Below are 21,676 nucleotides of genomic sequence, written 5' to 3' on the forward strand. Positions count from 1 at the left end.
AGCTCACATCCGACTCGTAGACTGTGTAGTAGCCGTTAACCCTCGGATATCCATACCTCGTCCTGGAATATGCAAGTGCTGAAGGGGCGTCCGAGAGGTACTTAAAGGCATGCACATTGAATCCGTCGTAGGGGTTGTCAGCATTCTTGCTGGAATCGATGATGACCCCGCCGTCGTAGAAGAGATTTCTTGAGGTAACATCATCCCAGGTGTTGGCAGCGTCAGTGATCGCACTCTTTACAGAATCTGAATTCAGGCCTTCAGAAGCGAGGTTGTTATCCGCCTTCAGATAGAGAACAATCGGATTGTTCCGGTTCCATCGCCATCCTGTGGTTGTGTACGATAGGGGGCTGTTCTGGTAATAAGTCACAGCATTCGTCTTCACATTGCTCTTCTTGGCGCCCTGTGTGCTCACAGGCGCTGCATTCACGCTGAACCTCCCTATGTCATCGCCCGCGAGCCTGAGCCCCTCAACCGCGAGGCCGAAATCGCCGTCCTTGACCATGCTCATATCATGTGAGTCCATCCAGGTTGTGCCATCGACCGATACCTGGCCTGTGACCGAAGAGGATGATGAATGGAGAGCGGCATCGATCGTCCCCTCCCCCAGGATGTCACCGGTCACGGCCATACCAGAATCTCCTGATGTTGAGATCGACCCCACGACCCCGATCTCCCCCTGAATGGATGTGGCCTGCGCGCCTGAGAGGGAGTCGCCGGATGAGATCGATTGTCTTGTTGAGATGTAGCCGTTCTCGACCTGGGCTATGTTGCAGACGCTGTCAGAGCCGCCTGTGCCTGCTGTGGCAGCTGCAATATTTCCAACGCCAGCTATGCTCTGGCCCATCTCCCCGGATGCGCCCGATGCGCTAAGCGAGCTCGATAGACCCATAGCGCCGTAGGACTGGGCTGCAGCCTCGATGCCGTAAGAGCTGCCTGAAACGCTCTTCGATACGAGGTTCAGGCCGGCGCCCGAGAGGCTTGTCGACTGCGATACTGAGCCGGAGCTGAGATCGGTGGATTCAGCAAGAGCTGTTGAGTCATCGAGCTGGTATCTCTCTGATACTGAGACCGAGCCGCTGTAGCCGCTGGATGCGTAGCTCACCGAGATGGCATCTGCCGCTGGCAGCACTGCAGCGATCAGAAGAAGAAACACCCCCGCCAATTTATTTTTTGAGCGCATTTAAATCTACCTTTCAGATCATATCCCCAGTAGCCCGGGATCTTCAAAGCCACAAGAGCTTTTCAGCCTGACGTTTTCGGGATTGCCATAACATTTTTACGTATCTGAGATACTTATTTGATATAAGTATTTCTCGAGATGGCGCGTTAGATGAAGAATAGATTCGAGGGCTTTTACTACTGAATTGAGCCTCTGGATCCAAGAACAAACGCTCCGAACCGGATCGACTGTATCTTTATGCTCAACATCACCAACATCAGACGGGCAGAAAGGTTAATACGTCAGCAGCCTTCTTCAGGGTGAGAGGTGTAGGATTGTTTTTAGTAGGAGAGGCTCTTATCGGGAAGGAGCCCGAGGTAGCTCACATCGATCTGCTTATCGGGGATAAGAACGGTCCGGTGGGCGTCGCGTTTGCAAGTGGGCTCACACAGCTATCAGCTGGCCACACACCGCTTCTCTCCGTCATAAGGCCGAACCTGCCGGCCAAGCCATCGACGCTGATAGTTCCGAAGGTCACTGTGAGGAACATGGAGCAGGCAGCGATCATATTCGGTCCGGCTCAGAGCGCTGTGGCTAAGGCGGTGGCAGACTCGGTGGAGGAGGGCGTGATCCCAAAGGAGCGCGCTGAGGAGCTGGTGATAATAGTATCAGTCTTCATACACCCGGATGCGAAGGACTACGATGCCATATACAGGTACAACTACGGCGCGACGAAGCTCGCAATACAGAGGGCCATGGAGGGATTCCCGGATGTCGAGAAGGTTCTCTACGAGAAGGATAGATCCTTACATCCTGTGATGGGCTACAGGGTCATGAGGCTCTGGGATCCGCCGTATCTCCAGATAGCATTCGATATCGTCGAACTCGCCGAGGTGAGAAAGGTCCTCTCTGAGATCCCCGAGAGCGATCATGTGCTGATAGAGATCGGCACGCCGCTGGTGAAGATGCACGGTGTTCAGGTCGTGAAAGAGGTGAGAAGGGCAAGGCCTGGGTCGTTTGTCATACTCGATCTGAAGACCCTGGACACGGGGAATCTCGAGGTCAGGCTTGCGGCGGATGCATCCGCGGATGCTGTTGTCATATCAGGGCTGGCGCCCAGGAAGACGATCGAGCTTGCGATAAAGGAGGCGAGGAAGACCGGCATATATTCAATAGTGGACATGCTCAACGTGAGCGATCCGGTTGAGGTCCTCAGGAGCCTTTCGACGCTTCCTGATGTTGTTGAGCTCCACAGGGCGATCGATATGGAGAACAGCGAGCATGCGTGGCAGAGCATCCCCGAGCTCAAATCTCTCGGGAAGAGGCTCCTTGTTGCGGTTGCTGGCGGGATCAGGGTCGATAACGTCGGGGATGCGCTCCGTGCTGGGGCCGACATAATCGTAGTCGGCAGGGCGATAACGCGGTCAAAGGATGTGAGAGATACGACGGAGCAGTTCCTGAGCCAGCTGAAGAAGAGCGAGATCGATCAGTACAGGATCATGACAGACTTCTGATGCTGCCGCTGATCATTTTTCTTCTCATATCTCCAGCAATCTGCGCCAGCGATGGAATATCACCGGGCGGGGATCCCCCGCCGAGGGGAGCCGTTCTTCTCATCGTCGATGGACTCGGGTCCAGCTACATCTACCCTGAGCACATGCCGTACTCGGTAGAGGGAAGACCACTTGAGCAGGCGGTGCTATTCAACATCAGTGATGGCGCCAGGGTCCTCGATATGCGTGCTCCGGTGCCCTCCACTGTTCCGGCGCACAGCACGATAGTCACAGGATGCTCGAGTGCGGATGAGATCCTGGTGGGAATGGATAGCGCCACGATATTCGATGCAGCCCGAAATAGCGGATACATCTGCCTTGCGATACTCCAGCGCGGCGACTTCATGAACATGCTTCTGGAGCAGGATGGGGTTCTCTACTTCGAGAACAACTCGCTCTCCGGGGATCCGACGATGGGATCCAGAAGCGATCTTCCAGATGATGCGCGTGAGATCTTGGAGGAATGGATGCATGCGTACCGCTTTTACAGCTCCAGCTACCCGAGATACAACCGCTGGGGGCTCGATGCCGCCGCAGACATAGTGAGAAGGCTGGACCGGCCGTTTCTGCTCACAGTCAACATCGGAGGCATCGACTCAGCCGGTCATTACAGGGGGTTCGACGAGTACATCAGGGCCGTGAGGGCCCTGGATGTGGGACTGGGAGAGCTGGTTCGCGCCTGCAGGGAGCGCGGAGTTCTTCTAATTCTCACAGCGGATCACGGCATGTCCTTCAGAGGATCTAGAGGAGGGCATGCCGGAGAGAACTACTCGGACCGCCTGGAGAGCCTGAGGATACCCATGATAGCAATCGGCCCGGGCGTGGATGAGGTGATCCTGGGAGGTAAGTGGTCGCAGGCAGATATCGCGCCAACATTACTTGCGCTGCTCGGGATAGATGATGGTCTTACGATGAGCGATGGTAGGAGTCTTCCGATAAGAAAGAGATACAATCTACGGGTGGAGCTGCCGCGCCCGGGCGTTGTGGAGGTTCACAGAAACGGCTCGGTTGTTGCAAGAGACACCGGCTCCTCTAGCTACACATTCAGGGGTCTGGAGAGGGGGGCTTACGATCTGTATATCGCCGGCCATCCGAGATCCATTGTGCTTTCAGATGACACGACTCTGGATCTGCGCCATCCCAGCTCAGGGGTTATTCCGAGATGGCTAGTTGGCGCTCTCCTGATAATAACCATAAATGCGTGCGGGATCTTTGTTATCGTAAGGCTTCTCAGAATAAGAGGGCGTGATGGCCAATAGTTCCGCGCAGTAGTAGAGTCACTGCCGTCACATGGGGAGTGTTATGACTGAATACACCAGAATCGCAGAGCTTCTAAGCTCCAGGGGGCGAGGCAGGATCGGCGCCCTGGCATCTCTTCTTAGATCGCTGTCTCAAGAGGAGATCTGCCCAGCTGTGCGGCTCCTGACAGGTAGTATAAGGCCAAGCTGGAGCCCTGGGGAGCTCACCGGAAGGGATGTGGTGATGGATGTGCTCCTCTCGATCTCAGATGAGGTCGAGGGCGTCGACCTGGGGGAGATGGCAGAGCATGCGATCCGTCACAAACGCCAGAGAGGCATAGACGAGTCGCTTCTAACAATCGACCACGTCCACAGCGTGCTCAACAGGGTCATGAAGTCAAAAGGGCGTGGTTCTGAGGGCAGGCGCAGGGCGCTGCTCACAGGCCTCCTGCTCTCAGCAGCGCCGCTTGAGGGAAGATACATAATGCTCACAGCAGCGGGGATCAGATCCGGCATCGGGCCGAAGATGATCGCAAAGGCGATATCAAGAGCATTTGGGGTGGATATCGAGAGGGTTTGGTCAGCATACTCGAGGCTGCCGGAGATGGGGCGTGTGGCCGAGGCCGCATCCTCCGGTGCTCTGGACGGGATAAGGCTCACGCCCGGTTTTCCATTCATCATGATGGAGATCCCGTCTGTGGATGTGAGATCGGTGCACGATGCCATTGCCGGATCGGACCACATCTGTTTTGCGAGGAGAGGCATCAGGGTCCAGCTCCATGTATCTGAGGAGAGATCCTGGCTATTCACCTCCAGGAGAAAGGATATCAGCCATCTCATAAGTGGGCTCGAAGCAGAGCTGAGCGGGTCTGCGATGCTTGAGGGCGAGATGTATGCAGGAGATGATCTCTCCAAGATCATCCGGTTGATCAACCGGAGGAGGAGCTCAAGGAGATCATCGGTCAGGCCATCGATCGTCATCTGGGATGCTTTATGCATCGATGGCAACGAGATCGTCAATCTGGCGTACTCGGAGAGGCTCAGCATCGCATCAGAGGTCGTGGGGAAGATCAACGACGAAGCTCTCGATATCTCAGTCGCTGAAACCTCGGAACCTGAGGAGGCGTTTCGGAGGGGTTTTCCAGTCGTGGTGCGCTCGCCATCTGCTCCATATCTCCTGGGTGGGAGGAGCAGGACGGACCTTCAGATCGTGGGTCGTTTCCTCTCTATGCGCAACTGACTCTCTGGAACCTCTTTAGGCATAGTTTCTGTTTCCAATCAACATTTTATTACCTCTCTATGCGCAACCGACTGTCGGGAACCTCTTTAGGGGCTACAGCAGCACACCGCAAATGCCCGGATTTTTATCTCAGAAAACCAGATGCATCTTGCTCAGAACGGCCACACTCCTGAGAGCACGCATCCTGCGAGAAATCCCATCACAGCACCGCCGTTGAGGAACGGCAGTCCAGCCTGTGGTTTTTCGCCTGATGTCATTGCAAGAACCGTGAACCCCAAGTACGTCCCGAGCATCGCGCCAATCGCCGGCAGGGCGACGCCGAAGATCTCATCTCCCACAGGAAGCGACCAGTTAGCGGAGACGACCAGCACCGATGGCATTATCGCATCCCCCAGCCCCAAAAAGTACGCGCCCCTCCCCTCGGCCCCCTGCAGCCGGAAGCTGTAGCTCCTGCTCTTCGGAACGACGAAGAGCAGAGGTGCCCTGATCTTTATCACGCTCTCGGCCAGCGTGACCATGTGCTTTGTTTTGTAGACAGATATCGCATCGTATACGGCAAGAATTGAAAGAAGAACTACCACGGGCAGAGTCTCCATGCTGATCCCGAATAAGACGCTAACTCCTGCACTTACCAGAATTCCCAGCGAGTCCACCACGTACCACTCTGGATAGTATATCATCGCAAGCATAAGGGCGAGAGAGATCGAGAAGGCCAGCATTCCAGGCAGGTAGACGCCGAGAACATAAAAGACGCTCAGGAAGAGGCAGAGCTGAATCGCCCCGGAGATGAGCCAGCTCCAGCCGAGCCTCGTCGCAAGAAGCAGGAATCCCGTGAATATCAGCACCAGTGCGATGTAGAGTATGGCATTCGACGTCGCGGATGGATCCTCGAAGACCCGAACCTCGCTCGCCGAGAGCGCGGGCATCATGCCAAGTGAGAGGACCTGAACCGCAATTATCAGAAGGAGCATCCCCAGCATGGGACGCTCTGCTCGTCTTCCCATGGTGAAAAGATGCAGCTCATATTTTAAAAAGTCTCTCCCACCACGTCGGCTCCCTGACGGGTGCAGCATTCACCAGTCTTCCATCTGATATCGCCTTCGGATCCAGCTCCGGCGGGGCGCTCCTTGCGATTAAACAAAAATCAGATCGCATGACCTCAAAGTTGCTAATAGGTGTGAGGGCTCAGGTGTTGCATATCCAGATAGTGTGCCGGACTCTGTCTCATCCAGCTGATTTCGCGGGTCAGCAGGCCAGGTTCAGAGCTTCTCCCACTTCTTCAGCTTTGCGACCTCAGATAACGTCCTTCCCCTTCGTATCTCCTCGAAGAGTCTGCTCTCGTTCTTCTCGACCTCCTTAGCCCTTCTCGCGATCTCATACGCCCTCTCCTTCGGTATCACCACTACACCGCAGTCGTCTCCAACTATGTAATCCCCTGGACGCACAACCTGCCCTCCGCAGACTATCTCCACATTTATCTCGCCCATCCCCTTCGGCTCTCCCGCTGTAGGGGTTATGGAGCTGGCGAATACAGGGTACTTGAGCCTGCGGATCTCATCAACATCTCTGACAGCTCCATCGATCACGACACCCTCAACGCCCTTCTGCATGCAGCTCAGCGTCGCCAGCCCTCCCCACGGCGCGATGTAGCGGCTGCCGTTGTAGATCACTATGACCTTCCCAGGCCCCGCCTCATCTATGGCCTCCACTGTTTTTGCCCAGTCGCCCTCGAAGGTCTGAACTGTGATTGCAGTGCCGACGATCTTCGTCCCCGGAACTATCGGGAGTATGTCGCGCATTGCCCCCTTCCGGTGCATCGCGTCTGTTATATTCGGCGTTGAGACCTCTCTGAATATGGAGATCATCTCCTCCTCCAGGCTCCTCCGCGAAGCGCCAGCGCCCTCGACATGGTCTATCGCCTCTCTTATCCGCCGGGCAGAGCCTGTGACATCCGCCGATCTTGTTATGTTGCCTCCGACTATGACTATCGATGCCCCGTAGAAGATCGCATCTCTTCCAGAGGACGCATCTATGCCCCCGGCTGCAGCCACCGGAATGCTGACGACCTGGACGACCTCCCTGAGGAGATCTATGGTGCTTTTACCTATCATCTGCTGATCTATGCCCACATGCACGCAGATGTAGTCCACCCCGAGATCCTGGAGCTCCTTCGCGCGCTTCACCGGATCAGGTGTGGAGAGAAGATCTATCATTATCTCCACTCCGTACTTCCTCGCCGCGCGTAGCGCGTCCTGTATCGTTGAATCGTCGGATATCGCGAGCAGCGCCACGATATCTGCGCCGGCCTTCGCCGCCATCTCGACCTCCATGGCGCCTGTGTCTATTGTCTTCATGTCGGCGACGATCCTCACTCCGGGAAGAGAACGCCGTAGCTCGCGAACAGCATCCATCCCCTCGCTCTTGATCAGCGGCGTGCCTGCCTCGATCCAGTCCGCTCCGCCAGCTATCGCCTCCTTGGCTATCTCAACCGCCCGATCGATCTCCAGGAGATCCAGCGCAACCTGCAGAATCGGCCTGATATCCATCACCACCCTGCTACATTCTGGGAAGATGGATATAAAGGAAGGTCCCATGGAGGAGACATGGATCAGCTGGAGTTCGTGAAGCTTCATGGGAATGGGAACGATTTCATACTCATAGATGAGCTGAACGGGGAGAGGATACCAGCCGATGAGAAAAAAGAAGCATCCAGGATTCTCTGCCACCGAAACTTCGGCGTGGGCGGAGATGGTGTTCTCTTTCTAGTGCCCTCAGAAAAAGCGGACATCGGCATGCGTCTCTTCCAGCCGGATGGGTCTGAGGCTGAGATGTGTGGAAATGGGATACGCTGCCTCGCAAAGCACGCGTGGGAGAGCGGTTATGTGGGTGAGAGCTTCTCTGTCGAGACTCTGGCTGGCGTTATACCCATCCAGGTTAGGAGGGATCGCGGCAGATTCTGGGCAAGGGTCGAGATGGGCATCCCCAGATTCGAGCGCTCTGAGATTCCCGCTGAGGGCGAGGGGCTGTTCCTGAAGGTGCCGATCCATGGCTTCGAGGTATCTGCGGTGAACACAGGCGTCCCGCATGCTGTGATATTCGTCGATGATCTCGATCTTCCTGTGGAGCAGATGGCCCCGAAGATCAGACACAGCAGATGCTTCCCTGATGGGGCGAATGTGAACTTTGTGAGGGTGGGGGATCATCTGGAGGTCAGAACCTTCGAGCGGGGGGTCGAGGCCGAGACGCTATCATGCGGCACTGGCTCTGTGGCAGCAGCTGCAGTCGCCCGCAGGCTTGGCCTCGTGGGCGATTCGGTTGAGGTAAGGACAAGGGGCGGGCCGCTGCTCATTTCGTTTGTGGGGGAGAATTCATTCATGGAGGGCCCGGCTGTGACCGTGTGCAGGGGCGTCATCTCCAGTGAGATACTGTAGATCCACGGGAGCTATCGACCCCGGGGATGTGATGGGAATCATCTCAGTCGCGTGGCAAGCTCATCTGATGTTGCCCACGACCGCGCTGGCTCTTCTCCAGTCGCCGTCCAGAAGCGCGGCCCTGTAGCCCATCAGCCTCAGGCAGTAGTACATGATGCTCGCATCCGGCAAATCCCCGTACACGATCTGCATTCTTCCTCTGTCAAGGCCGCGGGCTGAGAATATCGATTCCAGTGATGCCGCGTCCTTGACGCTCCCGTCTGAGATCACCGTCGAGACCGGTATCTGTATCGCTCCTCGAATCCTGGATCTGCCGAAGTCTGCAAAGCTCTCCCGGCTGTCTATGATCTGAGCCTCTGCGATCAGATCTTCGAGATCCTCTGGCTTTATGAGGAGATCCTCGTTGATGTTCTCGCTGTAATCAGATGCTGGCATCGATGGGGAGTTCTGAACCAGTGCTCTGCCTGTCTTCACCCATCCGTCGACTCCGCCGTTCAGGAGGCTGACTTTTCTGTGGCCGATATACTCGAGAGCCCAGAAGAGGTATGATGCGTCTGCCACCTCTCCGTAAACCACGATTCTGTCTGTGTTGTTCACGCCATTCGCCCTCAACGCGTCGACGAGCGCAGATGCATTTATGGACTCTCCAGATCTCAGAGATCTCCACCAGATGTTCCTGGCCCCTGGTATATGCCCCCTTGCATACTCCTCAGGGGAGCGGGAATCGATGGGCACTGCACCTGCAAGATCCCCCGCGTCTGCTGCGATCTCCTGGACATCATAGCTCTTCTCTGCGCTCTTGACCTTAAGCGTCTCGTTCTGCTCTGGAGTCTGCCTGAGCGCGGGTGGGAGCTGCGATTGCGAGTACGCCTCCTTCTGCCTGTACCAGCCCTCCAGATTCGTCCAGTCAGGGCATGTGGGGCAGAAGGAGCCATCCTCCGTGCCAGCCAGAGCGCCGAAGAGCGCTGGGAGGAGGAGCATGATGAGAACTGATATGATCAGGCGCATTGGCAATTACTCTGCATTATCTCATAAAAGATTTACCCAGCAGCTTAGAGAGGAACAGCGAAGGCACGCTCCGCTCCAGCTCGATAATCTGGTTAACAATTCTATCGTCATCTATCGACTATCACTGTGCTGACGCAGTGAATGCGGGTGGAGTCCACCGACTGTCGAGGCTATTTTGGTCGATGCTGTGGGCGCAGGGATCGCGGAGGCACAGCCGGGGGAACAGCCCGGTTCCTGAGCACGCCTATTCCCGCTATCTCAACCTCAACGATGTCGCCGCTCTTGAGCATTCCAACCCCTGGAGGCGTGCCGGTTGCTATGATGTCTCCTGGCTCCAGGGTCATTATCGAGCTGACGAACTCGATCAGCTCTGCGACCCCGAATATGAGATCTGAGGTGCTGGACCTCTGTCTCGTCTCCCCATTGACCCTGGTGGCTATACTGAGGTCTTCTGCATCCTCAACGCTCATCTGAGCCACCCATGGCCCCACAGGGGCGAATGTATCGAAGCTCTTCGACCTCGTCCACTGGCCGTCCTTCTGCTGGAGATCGCGGGCTGTGACATCATTGAAGCATGTGTATCCCAGAATGTAATCATCAGCCTCATCTGCCGATATCCCCCTGCATCTCTTCGAGATCACAACCGCAAGCTCGCCCTCGTAGTCGACGCGACTGCTCCTCTCCGGCAGGATTATGTCGTCGTTGTGGCCAACAACAGCTGATGGCGGCTTCAGAAAGATTATCGGCTCATCTGGAAGAGCCATCCTGAGCTCCCGCGCGTGCTCCACGTAGTTCAGACCGACACAGACAACCTTTGTGGGAACCGATGGCGGGAGAAGCCTCACATCCTTCAGCTCGTATGAATCACCATCTGATACAATGCGGTCACCATCAACATGACCGTTCAGCACACGATCCCCGTATATGAAACGCGCGATCATGACAGAACCTCTAGTAGCAGCTCTCCCTCATCCCAGACGGCCCGCGCCTGTACCTCCCGAACTCGCTTTCGAGCAGCCTGTCTCCGGTGATCACCGGCCCCTCCACGCATACCCTTATGCCCTCAGGATCAAGGCAGCATGATCCGCATATCCCCACCGCGCATTTGAAGTACCGGTTGATGCTCGCCTGGATCCTCGATGCGTCCTCTCTCCATCTCCTTATTATATCGATCATCATCATCTCAGGGCCGCAGAGGTATATCTGGTTGTAATCCTCAGGATCGATCTCGCTCAGGCCTGCTGAGGCCCTCCCCTTTATACCGGCGCTACCGTCGTCTGTGGTGAGTATCACATCTCCAAGCCGCCTGAACCGATCCAGGAATATGATGTCCTCCCTGCATCTGAACCCTATCAGGGAGGTCACATCGATCCCCCTAGCCTTTGCATCCTCCCCGAGAAATGCGAGCGGGGCCACACCGACCCCACCTCCTATGAGCAGGATGTTCTCGCCGATGAGCCTGAAGCCGTTTCCCAGCGGGCCCCTGCTGCCCACGCTCTCCCCCGGCCTGAGAGCGCAGAGCGCTCTCGTCGCATCGCCAACCGCGTGGACTGTGATTGAGTCCGGGGCGGAGAAGCTCATCGGTATCTCGTCCACCCCCCTCACCCAAACCATGATGTACTGCCCAGGCGTGGGGTCGAGCGATCTGTCGAAGCGTATCGTGCTGACAGATGCCGTCTCGCGTATCACATCTTTTATAACAAGATTCGCCGGCCTGAACCTCATCCCAGCCTCCGTGCGATTCCGCGTATATCCTCCAGGCTCCATCCCTTTCTCTCGAGGAACCTGGAGATCCCATTCGTGATATCCCCTATGACCTCAAGCCCTCCCATGAGCGCTGTTCCGATCTGGACGCCAGCGGCTCCGGCCATGATCATCTCAACAGCATCCTGCCAGCATGAGACGCCGCCCACCCCTATTACAGGAATCTCAAGAGCGCCGGAGAGCTCGTAGACACATCTGAGGGCAACAGGCTTGATCGCAGGACCTGAGAGGCCGCCGATCACGTTGCCCAGTATGGGGTATCCGGATTCGACATCTATCGCCATCGCCTTCAGGGTGTTTATGGCGACGACTGCGTCCGCACCCCCGCGCTGCGCAGCAAGCCCGAGAACTCTTATGTCAGTCACATTGGGTGTTAGCTTGACCCAGACAGGTACGCTGACAGCCCTCTTCACAGCTCTTGTGATCTCCTCGACGTTCCCGGGATCGCAGCCTATCTCCATCCCGTAGCCCTTCGCATGCGGGCACGAGAGGTTCAGCTCGAAGCCATCCGCATCTAATGCAGATGCGACCTCTGCAAACTCCTCCGGGGATGAGCCGAAGATGCTAGCAACCACCGGCACGCCGCCCCCCCTCGCGGTATCGATCTCCTCCTGGAATGCCCTGTAAGACGGATTCGGGAGGCCCATCGCGTTTATGAGGCCGACGCCAAGCCTGACAACCGTCGGCCCATGGTGGCCGTCCCTGGGCTCCGCCCCGATTGATTTTGTCACCACAGCCCCTGCGCCTGCGAGCGCGACCCTGCGCATTGATGCGCCTGTAGTTCCAAGAATGCCGGCCGCGAGCATCAGAGGATTTTTAAGCCTCAGGCCGCCAACATCTCCCGAGAGGGATGACATGCGGGGGAGATCCTCCTCCGCAGATAAAAGGTTTCTCAGCCTCCCTGGAAGAGACCCAGATGCTCGCTCTCCACGATCCTGCTCAGGGATTCGGGCGTGATTTCCGTTATCGGATAGTATTTGCCGCCTGCCGCCTCTGCAAGGTCTCTGCAGTATCCCAGCCTCATCTCCATGAATGATGATCCCACGATCTCTGTGTCTATGACCACGGTGTGGACCCCGAGCCTTCTCGCCTCCTCAGCGAGCTGAACGATCTCCTTCTTCGGATTGTCTGATACAGATACATTCGCCCGGCCATCGGAGATGAGCACCATCATCGGCCTGGTCTCCCTGTTCTTTATAATCTCTCCCTGTATGACCCTGAGCGCCTTTGAGAGGCCTGCAGATAGCGGAGTCCTCCCGCCGGTCGGAAGCTCTGCGAGTCGTTTCAGTGCGAGATCCACGCTTGAGCACGGTGGCAGGAGCAGATCTGCATCCTTACCCCTGAATGCAACCATCCCTATCCTGTCCCTCTTCTGGTAGGAGTCCATGAGGAGCGAGAGCACAGCGCCCTTGGCGCTCTCCATCCGTCTCATCGCGCCCATTGAGCCGCTCGCATCGACGACGAAAAGGACTGTGGCGGATGTCTTTCTGACCCTCTCCTTCTCTCTTATGTCCTGGGGGAGGATGCTCACCGCGAACTTTCTTTCACGAAGGTGCTGGTAGGGCGCGGCTGCCCTGATCGTCGCATCGAACGCGATATCTCTGCCGTCCACAGGAAGCTTCGATCTGAGGTACCTGCCGGATCTGCGCATGCTCAGGCTGCTCACCCTTCTCCCTCTCGGCATCCTTCTCAGCACCCTGTCACGCCTCAGGCTGTCTCTGATATGCTTCACGTCTATCGGCGAGCCTATCTCGAAGACCCTCTCATCAGAGCTCGATTTTGCCTCTCCTCCAGGGGTATCAGAGCGCTCCTGCTCTCTTTCATGATGGTGCTCATGCTGATGTTTCTGCTGCTTCTGCTCCTGGTGCTTTGCGATCGCCTGCTCGAGCTTCTCCTGGGCCATCGATGGAGGCTCGAACGGTCTGCTCCTCATCCTGTGGGGCAGCGCCAGCATCATCGCTCTCCTGACATCCTCCTCTGTGACATCGCTCCTCCCCTCAAAAGCAGCTATGGTCCTGGCAGTTCTGGCTGTGACTATCTCAGCTCTGTGAGTCCTCACGCCCATCTCGATGCACGTCTGGGCTATGAGCCTGAGGAGGGAGTCGTCCATCACAACCCCCGGAAGCATCTGCTTCGCCCGGCGGATCCTCTCCCGCAGGAGGTTCTGCTCATCGCTCCACTCCGAGATGAACCCCTCCGGATCGGATTCAAACCGCTCAGCCCTCTTTGCGATCTCAACCCTGAGATCAACATCTGAGATCACCTCGACGTTGACCTGGAGGCCGAAGCGGTCGAGAAGCTGCGGGCGCAGCTCACCTTCCTCCGGGTTCATCGTGCCGACGAGCATGAATCTCGAGGGATGTGCAACCGAGACTCCCTCCCTCTCGACGATGTTCACCCCCATGGCTGCAGCATCGAGAAGAACATCAGCGACATGGTCGTCCAGGAGGTTCACCTCGTCTATGTAGAGAATGCCCCTGTTCGCTGCAGCAAGTATCCCCGGCTCCAGCGCCTTTATCCCATCCTTTATAGCGCGCTCCACATCCAGAGAGCCGACGACCCTGTCCTCTGTGGCCCCAAGCGGGAGGTCCACGACGGGCATCCTTCTCATGAGAACCTGCAGATCGCCATCCTGGCTCTTCTGGTAGCAGATATCACACATCTCATCCTCGCTGAAGGGATTGCAGTTGAACGGGCAGCCATCAACGACCGGAATTTCATCGAGAAGATCTGCGAGGGCGCGAACAGCAGTCGATTTCGCGGTGCCCTTGTCGCCCCTTATTAGAACGCCGCCTATTCTAGGGTTAATGGCGTTGAGCACAAGGGCCAGCTTCATCATGTCCTGGCCGACGATTGATGTGAACGGAATCGTACGCCTCTTGAGATGGTGCATCTTCATACCTCTTTGAGGTTTGCTCATATCATGTCATATAAGTAGCTTTTTAGTATCAGTCTGTTGAACCAATCTCAAATTACAGATTAATAAATAAATCTGCTAAAAGATCAATCAGAGAGCGAGCCAGAGCAGCTCATCAGGTGCAGGGTTGAAGCTGTTTGTGGTCAGAATCGTTGATCAGATAATAATTAAATATTACTTGATGTTACTAATTTTGAAATCAATAGATTTAAGTTAGACGCAGGTGATAAAAATGCATAAAGGATCTGTGGTTGCGGCCCTTCTATGCCTTGTGCTGGCTGTATCTTCTGCCTGCTGCGGAGAGGTCACAATCAAGGACGATCTGGGGCGGGAGGTTAAGATCAACTCCCCAAGCGAGCGTGTGGTTTTCATGATGGAAAACGCGCTCAAAACATACTATGCTGTAGGAGATCCCCAGAACATAGTGGCCCTTAAGGACGATAAATGGATGCGAAAGCTGCTTGAGGATATATTCCCGGTTATCGATCCAGACTTCGAGAAGAAGCTCACCGTCAGCGTGACAGGCGGCAGTGTCGATCTCGAATCCCTGGCCAAGGCGAATCCAGATCTCGTGGTTCTCTGGGCCACCACCCCTGACGATGCCAACATTAAAGCGATCGAGGAGACTCTTGGTGTGCCGGTCTTTGCGATATTCGTCAGATCAATCGATGATGTGATCCACCAGGTCGATACAATGGGAGTTATATCTGACAGAATGGAGCGGGCTGCAGAGGTCAAGGGAATAATGCATGATTACATGAACATAACAACCAATGTGACCAGCAGCATCCCGGAGAGCGAGAGGCCCAAGGTTTACTGGATGTGGACAGATGTTCTCGGGACAGCGGGGGTTAAGAGCGGGATAAACGATCTAATAGAGCTTGCTGGTGGTGTCAATGTGATGAAGTTCTCTGAGAACGAGACCGCCATGATGATGGAGCATCCTGTCGTAAATCTGGAGATGCTTATAAAGCTCAATCCCGATGTGATATACATGTGGTATAACGAGAATCTCGATCCTGAGGATATTCTGACTGGTGAGGATTTCAAGGGCTGGAAGGATATTAATGCCGTGAAGAACGGCCGTGTCTACGAGATCAGGAATCCGTATCTCTTCGATGCGTTCTCTCCACGCATGCCGCTGGCGTTACTGCATGTGGCAATGGATCTCCATCCAGATAGATTTAAGGATGTGGATATGAACAAGACTATAGATGACTTCCATGTGGAGATGTGGGGTGTGCACTACCCAAGCATGGAAAAGGCATGACGGTCGGTAGCCAGATGCCATATAAAAAATATATTTATATTTTTCTATTAATCTCGCCTCTGATCGCGATGGTCCTCTCGCTTTTGATAGGAAAATTCGCGATCGCGCCAGGTGATGTCATTCGTCTGGTGATATTCAACCTCCTGGCTGCTGAGACATCATATCCAGGTGTATATCACACTGTGATATTTGAGGTCCGCCTCCCGCGCATCTTTCTCGGAATGCTGGTCGGAGCGTCGCTCTCCGTAGCTGGTGCAGCATTTCAGGGTATTTTCAGGAACCCCCTGGTAAGCCCGTACATACTGGGACTCTCATCGGGTGCTGCATTTGGAGCAGCTCTCGCTCTCGCTGTCGCCCCTCAGTTCCCCGTCCAGATCTCAGCTCTCTTCTTCAGTCTGGTTGCAGTTGGATTTGCATACTACATAGCCACATCCCGCGGGAGCACTCCTATAATCTCCCTGCTGCTTGCAGGTGTTATCGTCTCAGCGGTCTTCGACTCTCTGCTTTCAATCATCCAGATGGCTGTGAATGAAAGGGCCCTCCAGAGCATAGTCTACTGGCTCATGGGAAGCCTCGCAGCCGCGAGCTGGTCCAAGATCTACAGCGCACTTCCTATGTCTCTGCTCGGATGTGCTGTGATATTTCTGCTCCGGTGGAGGCTCAACGTCCTGGCCATGGGGGACGAGGAGGCCAGGTCTGTGGGCATGAATCCCGAGCTCTACAAGGCCGTATTTGTCGTAGCAGCTTCTCTCGCCGCGTCATCTGTTGTCTCAGTCGTTGGGATAATCGGCTTTGTTGGGCTTGTGATCCCGCACATGATCAGAATGATCTTCGGTCCGGACCACACGCACCTTATTCCGCTATGCATAACATTCGGGGCTGCATTTATGGTTCTCGTTGATGTCATTGCGCGCGTTGGAATGGGCTTTGAGGTTCCAGTGGGAGTGATCACCACTCTGATAGGTGCACCGTTCTTTGCATATCTGCTCAGAAGCACTCGCAGCGGAGGATGGGAATGATCTCTGATACGGGAATCCTGATCGATGGCATATCGCTGAGCTACAACGGCAGGTCTGTGCTCAACAACATATGCATGGAGTTCGAAAAGGGAAGGGTGATAACCCTCCTTGGGCCCAATGGATGTGGCAAGACGACTTTGCTTAAGATAATCAATGGGCTGCTGCCGCCAACAAGTGGACGGGTCTATGTGGATTGCAGGGACACCAGATCCATGGGGCCCAGAGAAATTGCAAAGCTCATGGGGCATGTGCCGCAGGCACAGAGGTCGACCTTTCCATTCACGGTTCTTGATGTCGTGCTGACAGGCAGGTTTTCCTACATCTCTCCTTTATCAAAGCCAGGCAAGCGCGATCTGGAGAAGGCATACAGGGCTCTGGAGATGGTTGGAGCTCTCCACATTGCAGATCGTCCATACAACCAGGTCAGCGGGGGCGAGCGCCAGCTTGCTATGATCGCAAGGGCGCTAGCGCAGGAGCCGTCGTTTTTGCTGCTCGATGAGCCCACCTCTTACCTAGATTTCAGGAACCAGATCAGGATCCTGAAGACCGTGAGGAGGTTTGCTGAAAGCGGGCTGATGACTGTTGTGATGTCACTTCACGATCCAAATCATGCGCTCATGTTCTCTGACAAGATAGTCCTGATGAGAAAGATCGGTGACGGCCTCTCCGAAATGAAGAACATCATCGCTATGGGCGCACCTGAAGATGTCATGACGTCAGAGAACATTAGAGCAGCGTATGGGATCGACGTCGAGATGCTTGAGGTAAAAGGCAGAAGGCTTCTGTTACCTAAATGAAAATTGTGGAGCATAAAGCAGCATATCATTCAGCCAACAGAACCCTGATCAAGCACGCCTATGCCAGCTCATTGTGTGCTTTGAACATATTTTGATGTAATCTATATATCCAAAGATCAAAACTATATTCTATTTCGATCAGAATTATATACTCTGACACAAATCGATGTGCGGAGGTATCTGAATGAAGATTGTAGTATATACTTCCGCAATGCTGAGCCTCATGGTCGTGCTCACGTGCTTGAGTATCAGCAGCGCAGATGGATCTGAGATGATGGATTCTCACAGGGCCAAGAATGTGATTTTGATGATAGGCGATGGTATGGGGATCGCTCAGGAGACGATGGCCAGAATTGATAAGGCCGGATGGAACCTCCCGAGATATGCAGATACCCGGCTCTACATGGACGGCATGGATCACACCGGATTTCTCAGGACATTCAGTGCCAACTCCTTTGTGACAGACTCCGCCCCGGCATCAACAGCAATGGCGACAGGCCATAAGACCAACAATGGTGTTATCGGTCAGGATGCCACTGCCATTCCTGGTCTCAGAGACGGAAGAAACCTCACAACGATTCTTGAGCTTGCTGAGAAAGCAGGGCTGTCAACAGGTTTGGTCACCACAACCAGGATAACTCATGCAACTCCCGCGGCGTTTTACGCGCATGTGGACAACAGAGACAACGAGAGCGAGATCGCGGAGCAGCTTCTGACAAGCGGAGTGGAGGTGGCGCTCGGTGGAGGGCTTGGCTATTTCATCCCCACGGACTCTATCAGCCCGCTGGGCGGGAAGGGGAAGAGAGCAGACGGCAGGAATCTCCTGGAGAATGCAACCTCAATGGGTTACATGTTTGTGTACAATGGGACGGCCTTCAGAGAGCTGGATATCAATGCCACAGAGAAGCTTCTGGGGCTCTTTGAGAACTCGCATATGGAGTACGAGCTGATTAGGGCGAAATCTTCTGATCCGGATCCCAGCTTGGCTGAGATGACCGAGAAGGCGATCTCTCTGCTATCAAAGAATCAGAAGGGCTTCTTCCTTATGGTGGAGGGTGGTAGGATAGATCACGCCTGTCACGAGAGGAGCCTCGAGAACGCCACGATGGACACCCTGGCATTTGACCTGGCTGTGGGAAAGGCGCTTGATTTTGCGCGGAGAAACAACGATACTCTGGTGATTGTAACTGCAGATCATGAGTGCGGAGGTCTAGTCATCCAGCCGGAGAATCTGGAGTCGTATGAGGGCGGCAGCGTCATGCCGGTCTTTGGCTCAGGTACTGTGGAGATCAGGAGCCCGAGATGTGATTTTCTTGTCGAGATGGAGGAGGCCACACATACAGGAACAGATGTCACCATCAGGGCCACAGGTCCTGGCGCGAGCTCTGTGTATGGATTGATGGACAACACCCAGGTATTCTCGGTGGTTAAAGAGGCTCTCGGCCTCTGATTATTTCTATGTAGGTGTCAGGAATGTCCGGATCTGAATGGATTCTGTACAACAACACAATAGATGATCAGATCGAGTACGAGAGATGCCTCGAAGAGCTGTACACTGCTGGATTGAGATCACGCGTGATGAGATACCTTGTGCTCAGGTGTAGCATCTGCCCTGCATCTGCCCTCTTGCTGAAGGTGCAGCGACATACTGAGGAGGGGAGATTCTGGTCTCGGCTATAGTTCTGGTCAGGGCAGTCCCCTGTCAGGAGTCCATGGCATATAATTCCATAAAAGCCATGGGGGGCATAAAGAAGCTTTACACTCTCTTTGGCGACTACGACTTTCTGGTGATAGTTGATACAATGGATCAGGCTTTGCTGAAGAGAACCGTGAGAGAGATCGAGATGCTGAACAGCGTGATATCAGTCTATGTTCTGCTGTCCGACGCTGCCAGGACGCATCTCTGTTTCGAGAACCGGGCAGCCAAGGATGTCAGTGTCAGTGACTTACAGTAAGATCAAAGTTATATTAAAAGCTAAGATTGATAGACTTTCTCGAATCCAGTAACGTTTAAATAATACTTTATCTCATGAAATGTAAAAAATGTATTAAAAAGAGGGAGGGTATAAATGAATCGTCTGAAAAACATGATGGTTGTGCTCTCTTTGGTATTATTCTTTGTACTTGGGATCTCATCTGCCGGTCCCTGGGATCTCAACCCCGGAAAGGAGGCTCTGAAGCACACTCATCACTCGGAGGGCGATGTGACCGGCGAGGGATTTGTCATGGTGTACCAGAACATCAACACCAACAACCTATCCACGCTCGAGTACATGCACGGCAGCGGATTTTTTGACATGGCGGATATAATAGACTCTGCGCAGAAGACAGGGCATGTAGGCTCTTACTACTATTATCAAACTCTGTCTGATGGAAAGATTGTGCCTGAGTGGAAACAGCAGTGGACTGGCGCGAACAGCGTGATCAAGCTGACCAGGCAGAGCGATATGACGCAGTCGCCCATGACATTCTCCTACGGAACAGGATGGTATTCGTCTCACCCGATAACATACAACTCATTGTTGAAAGACAGGACCGTCGCGAAGAGCTACCAGGAGGGGAGCATGATGCTCCACCAGGTCGAGTATGCGAGGGGCCTTGTGGGGGACATGGCTGTTGAGCTGAACTGCACCGGACCCACGGAGACGAAGGACGGATACGGGCTTGCGAGCATGAAGCTCGAGGACAAGGTTGTCCAGGGTACTGTGCATATAGCAGAGATCCTCACAAATCCACAGGAGTTGAATTACGACAGCAAGACCAAGAAGTATGTGCCAAAGAAATCAAGCAAGGTTCTGGGCGTGAAGGGCGAGCTTATCGAGATCGATGAGAACTACATCGGCAACTTCGACATACAGAGAAATATGAAGCTGGAGGTCACGAAACCCAAGATGGTGACGATGGAGGACTGGCTCCCGTGCTGCATGGGCGGGTTCTTCGACGTCCCTGATTACAGCAAGGCTAACAAGGGCCAGATTGGGATCTTCGACTGCACGTGCAGGAACACATCCATAAGCACATTCAAGCCTGCCTGGAACGGCACACTCGCACAGTTCCCGACAGGCAATTATCAGTATATCCCGTAAAGGGATATCAATTTATTTTTAATTAACACAAAATACAAAATGCTTATTAACTTAAACGGCGTATGGCGTGATAAGTGATAATAATATCAAATCAAGGGGATATTGTTATGATCAAATGGGTCATATATTCAGTAATGCTGCTATTAATTGCTACAACGTTTTGCGCAAGCGCTGAGTATCCCATGACGATCACGGACTCCGCAGGGCGAGAGGTCACAATCCAGATGCCCGTTGAGAGGATCATAGTGATGAACTCAGACGCGGCAGAGGCTGTGACAGTTCTTGGTGCGGCTGATAGGATCGTTGGGATATCGGACAGCGTGAAGAACAAGGCATACTACTTCCCGGCGCTGAAAAGCAAGCAGAATGTGGGCAAGTGGAACGAGCCTGACTATGAGATGATCGGGGAGATCGCGAGGAGTGGGGATAAGATCGTACCGAACATAATCGTCATAAGCTACACGTATCCCGATAAACCATATGGCATCATCGAGGTTGCGAAGAAGCTGGAGCCATTCACAGGGATAACAGCCATCGGCCTGGACTTTTACAAGCCGGAGAACATGACCAGGGAGATCGAGATCCTGGGCAGGATCCTGGGAAAGGAGGCTGAGGCACAGAGGTTCATAGAGTGGTATGAGGAGAAGCAGGCAGATGTTGAGAATGCGGTCTCTGGAAAGAACGTGCCCAAGGTATATGTTGAATGGAGCTCGAAGGGCGGGGAGCTCACAACGATGGGCACAGGCTCCGGCGCGGCGCAGCTTGTATCGATGGCGAGGGGCTACAGCATAGCGAAGGATCTTAAGGATGCGTATCCCAAGGTGGGATGGGAGTGGGTCATCTCGAAGAACCCGGATGTCATAATAAAGAGATCGACATCCACAGCGCTTGGCTGGGAGAGACCACCATCTACCGACTCTGTGAACCTCGAGACCACGCTCAACGAGCTCCTCGGAAGGAGCGGCGCTCAGAGCGTAAACGCAGTCAAGAACCGGAAGGTCTACGTGGTCAACTGGGAGATCATGGCAGGCCTCGATGATGTCGTCGGTCTCACGTATCTTGCGAAGATCCTGCACCCCGAGGTGAACCTCGATCCTGAGAGCGTGTACAGGGAATACCTCCAGTTCCTCGGGGTCAAATATCCAGAGGACAAGATATTCGTGTACCCTGAGATCTAGCCATCGAGGGAAA

20 protein-coding genes are annotated in these 21,676 nt (G+C 54.5%); 11 read left to right on the forward strand and 9 right to left on the reverse strand.

Annotated features, from left to right (window positions below; translation table 11 throughout):
• On the reverse strand, positions 1-1,156 hold a 1,156-nt coding region (locus NQU42_RS05395), incomplete at its 3' end, for a hypothetical protein (RefSeq protein WP_296609681.1).
• 341 nt (positions 1,157-1,497) lie between these two features.
• Between NQU42_RS05395 and NQU42_RS05400 the strand changes: the two genes are divergently transcribed.
• Genes NQU42_RS05400 through NQU42_RS05410 form a run of 3 tightly spaced genes read left to right on the forward strand, consistent with a single transcriptional unit; the run spans position 1,498 to position 5,193 of the window.
• Positions 1,498-2,676, forward strand: a complete 1,179-nt coding sequence (locus NQU42_RS05400; RefSeq protein WP_296609682.1) for a bifunctional 5,6,7,8-tetrahydromethanopterin hydro-lyase/3-hexulose-6-phosphate synthase — start codon at positions 1,498-1,500, stop codon at positions 2,674-2,676.
• Positions 2,676-3,974: an alkaline phosphatase family protein gene (locus NQU42_RS05405; RefSeq protein WP_296609684.1), complete on the forward strand. Its 1,299-nt coding sequence runs from the start codon at positions 2,676-2,678 to the stop codon at positions 3,972-3,974. The genes NQU42_RS05400 and NQU42_RS05405 overlap by 1 nt, the downstream gene beginning before the upstream one ends.
• 43 nt (positions 3,975-4,017) lie before the next feature.
• Positions 4,018-5,193, forward strand: a complete 1,176-nt coding sequence (locus NQU42_RS05410; RefSeq protein ID WP_296609686.1) for a hypothetical protein — start codon at positions 4,018-4,020, stop codon at positions 5,191-5,193.
• Between the two features lie 152 nt (positions 5,194-5,345).
• Here the strand turns inward: NQU42_RS05410 and NQU42_RS05415 are convergent, their stop codons facing one another.
• The 3 genes from NQU42_RS05415 to hxlA form a co-directional block, all read right to left on the reverse strand.
• Positions 5,346-6,197 carry a presenilin family intramembrane aspartyl protease PSH gene (locus NQU42_RS05415; RefSeq protein WP_296609687.1) on the reverse strand — a complete coding sequence of 284 codons (852 nt, stop codon included), beginning with the start codon at positions 6,195-6,197 and terminating at the stop codon, positions 5,346-5,348.
• A gap of 16 nt (positions 6,198-6,213) precedes the next feature.
• Positions 6,214-6,348: a hypothetical protein gene (locus NQU42_RS05420; protein WP_296609689.1), complete on the reverse strand. Its 135-nt coding sequence runs from the start codon at positions 6,346-6,348 to the stop codon at positions 6,214-6,216.
• Positions 6,349-6,452: 104 nt separating this feature from the next.
• Positions 6,453-7,739 carry a 3-hexulose-6-phosphate synthase gene (gene hxlA / locus NQU42_RS05425; RefSeq protein WP_296609691.1) on the reverse strand — a complete coding sequence of 429 codons (1,287 nt, stop codon included), beginning with the start codon at positions 7,737-7,739 and terminating at the stop codon, positions 6,453-6,455.
• Positions 7,740-7,796: 57 nt separating this feature from the next.
• Between hxlA and dapF the strand changes: the two genes are divergently transcribed.
• Positions 7,797-8,624 carry a diaminopimelate epimerase gene (gene dapF / locus NQU42_RS05430; protein WP_296609693.1) on the forward strand — a complete coding sequence of 276 codons (828 nt, stop codon included), beginning with the start codon at positions 7,797-7,799 and terminating at the stop codon, positions 8,622-8,624.
• Positions 8,625-8,684: 60 nt separating this feature from the next.
• On the opposite strand, the gene NQU42_RS05435 is transcribed toward dapF, so the two are convergent.
• From NQU42_RS05435 to NQU42_RS05455, 5 genes are all read right to left on the reverse strand, one after another.
• Positions 8,685-9,632, reverse strand: a complete 948-nt coding sequence (locus NQU42_RS05435; RefSeq protein ID WP_296609695.1) for a rhodanese-like domain-containing protein — start codon at positions 9,630-9,632, stop codon at positions 8,685-8,687.
• Between the two features lie 170 nt (positions 9,633-9,802).
• On the reverse strand, positions 9,803-10,573 hold the full coding sequence (locus NQU42_RS05440) for a fumarylacetoacetate hydrolase family protein (protein WP_296609697.1): 771 nt from the start codon (positions 10,571-10,573) through the stop codon (positions 9,803-9,805).
• 10 nt (positions 10,574-10,583) lie between these two features.
• Entirely contained in the window at positions 10,584-11,357 is a 774-nt protein-coding gene (locus NQU42_RS05445) for a dihydroorotate dehydrogenase electron transfer subunit (RefSeq protein ID WP_296609699.1), read from the reverse strand.
• Complete coding sequence (locus NQU42_RS05450) at positions 11,354-12,253, reverse strand: dihydroorotate dehydrogenase (RefSeq protein ID WP_296609701.1); 900 nt, start codon at positions 12,251-12,253, stop codon at positions 11,354-11,356. The genes NQU42_RS05445 and NQU42_RS05450 overlap by 4 nt, the downstream gene beginning before the upstream one ends.
• Before the next feature lie 35 nt (positions 12,254-12,288).
• Positions 12,289-14,289 (reverse strand): putative cobaltochelatase, encoded by a 2,001-nt coding sequence (locus tag NQU42_RS05455; protein ID WP_366070164.1) that lies wholly within the window; start codon positions 14,287-14,289, stop codon positions 12,289-12,291.
• 256 nt (positions 14,290-14,545) lie between these two features.
• Between NQU42_RS05455 and NQU42_RS05460 the strand changes: the two genes are divergently transcribed.
• From NQU42_RS05460 to NQU42_RS05490, 7 genes are all read left to right on the forward strand, one after another.
• Positions 14,546-15,583 (forward strand): ABC transporter substrate-binding protein, encoded by a 1,038-nt coding sequence (locus NQU42_RS05460; RefSeq protein WP_296609704.1) that lies wholly within the window; start codon positions 14,546-14,548, stop codon positions 15,581-15,583.
• Positions 15,584-15,651: 68 nt separating this feature from the next.
• Entirely contained in the window at positions 15,652-16,602 is a 951-nt protein-coding gene (locus tag NQU42_RS05465) for an iron ABC transporter permease (protein WP_296609706.1), read from the forward strand.
• Entirely contained in the window at positions 16,599-17,399 is an 801-nt protein-coding gene (locus tag NQU42_RS05470) for an ABC transporter ATP-binding protein (protein WP_296609708.1), read from the forward strand. Before NQU42_RS05465 ends, NQU42_RS05470 begins: the two co-directional genes overlap by 4 nt.
• Positions 17,400-17,583: 184 nt before the next feature.
• Positions 17,584-18,849 (forward strand): alkaline phosphatase, encoded by a 1,266-nt coding sequence (locus NQU42_RS05475; RefSeq protein ID WP_296609709.1) that lies wholly within the window; start codon positions 17,584-17,586, stop codon positions 18,847-18,849.
• Positions 18,850-19,111: 262 nt separating this feature from the next.
• A complete protein-coding gene (locus tag NQU42_RS05480; RefSeq protein ID WP_296609711.1) occupies positions 19,112-19,354 on the forward strand; it encodes an Lrp/AsnC ligand binding domain-containing protein in 243 nt (80 codons plus the stop codon).
• A 114-nt stretch (positions 19,355-19,468) separates the two neighbouring features.
• On the forward strand, positions 19,469-20,485 hold the full coding sequence (locus NQU42_RS05485; protein ID WP_296609713.1) for a hypothetical protein: 1,017 nt from the start codon (positions 19,469-19,471) through the stop codon (positions 20,483-20,485).
• A 182-nt stretch (positions 20,486-20,667) separates the two neighbouring features.
• Positions 20,668-21,663, forward strand: coding sequence for an ABC transporter substrate-binding protein (locus NQU42_RS05490; RefSeq protein ID WP_296609714.1), 996 nt, complete (start codon positions 20,668-20,670; stop codon positions 21,661-21,663).
• The last annotated feature ends 13 nt before the right edge of the window (positions 21,664-21,676 follow it).

Origin of the sequence: Methanothrix sp. (genome assembly GCF_024518575.1) — an archaeon.
In the GTDB taxonomy this organism is placed as follows: domain Archaea; phylum Halobacteriota; class Methanosarcinia; order Methanotrichales; family Methanotrichaceae; genus Methanothrix_B.

Bases quoted from the DNA above. Each gene is read 5' to 3' on its own strand.
- NQU42_RS05460 (WP_296609704.1), top strand. From the start codon at position 14,546: ATGCATAAAGGATCTGTGGTTGCGGCCCTTCTATGCCTTGTGCTGGCT.
- NQU42_RS05445 (WP_296609699.1), bottom strand. From the start codon at position 11,357: ATGAGGTTCAGGCCGGCGAATCTTGTTATAAAAGATGTGATACGCGAG.
- NQU42_RS05415 (WP_296609687.1), bottom strand. From the start codon at position 6,197: ATGGGAAGACGAGCAGAGCGTCCCATGCTGGGGATGCTCCTTCTGATA.
- hxlA (WP_296609691.1), bottom strand. From the start codon at position 7,739: ATGGATATCAGGCCGATTCTGCAGGTTGCGCTGGATCTCCTGGAGATC.
- NQU42_RS05420 (WP_296609689.1), bottom strand. From the start codon at position 6,348: ATGCGATCTGATTTTTGTTTAATCGCAAGGAGCGCCCCGCCGGAGCTG.
- NQU42_RS05435 (WP_296609695.1), bottom strand. From the start codon at position 9,632: ATGCGCCTGATCATATCAGTTCTCATCATGCTCCTCCTCCCAGCGCTC.
- NQU42_RS05410 (WP_296609686.1), top strand. From the start codon at position 4,018: ATGACTGAATACACCAGAATCGCAGAGCTTCTAAGCTCCAGGGGGCGA.
- NQU42_RS05490 (WP_296609714.1), top strand. From the start codon at position 20,668: ATGACGATCACGGACTCCGCAGGGCGAGAGGTCACAATCCAGATGCCC.
- NQU42_RS05440 (WP_296609697.1), bottom strand. From the start codon at position 10,573: ATGATCGCGCGTTTCATATACGGGGATCGTGTGCTGAACGGTCATGTT.
- NQU42_RS05475 (WP_296609709.1), top strand. From the start codon at position 17,584: ATGAAGATTGTAGTATATACTTCCGCAATGCTGAGCCTCATGGTCGTG.
- NQU42_RS05405 (WP_296609684.1), top strand. From the start codon at position 2,676: ATGCTGCCGCTGATCATTTTTCTTCTCATATCTCCAGCAATCTGCGCC.
- NQU42_RS05455 (WP_366070164.1), bottom strand. From the start codon at position 14,289: ATGCACCATCTCAAGAGGCGTACGATTCCGTTCACATCAATCGTCGGC.
- NQU42_RS05450 (WP_296609701.1), bottom strand. From the start codon at position 12,253: ATGTCATCCCTCTCGGGAGATGTTGGCGGCCTGAGGCTTAAAAATCCT.
- dapF (WP_296609693.1), top strand. From the start codon at position 7,797: ATGGATCAGCTGGAGTTCGTGAAGCTTCATGGGAATGGGAACGATTTC.
- NQU42_RS05485 (WP_296609713.1), top strand. From the start codon at position 19,469: ATGAATCGTCTGAAAAACATGATGGTTGTGCTCTCTTTGGTATTATTC.
- NQU42_RS05480 (WP_296609711.1), top strand. From the start codon at position 19,112: ATGGCATATAATTCCATAAAAGCCATGGGGGGCATAAAGAAGCTTTAC.
- NQU42_RS05470 (WP_296609708.1), top strand. From the start codon at position 16,599: ATGATCTCTGATACGGGAATCCTGATCGATGGCATATCGCTGAGCTAC.
- NQU42_RS05465 (WP_296609706.1), top strand. From the start codon at position 15,652: ATGGTCCTCTCGCTTTTGATAGGAAAATTCGCGATCGCGCCAGGTGAT.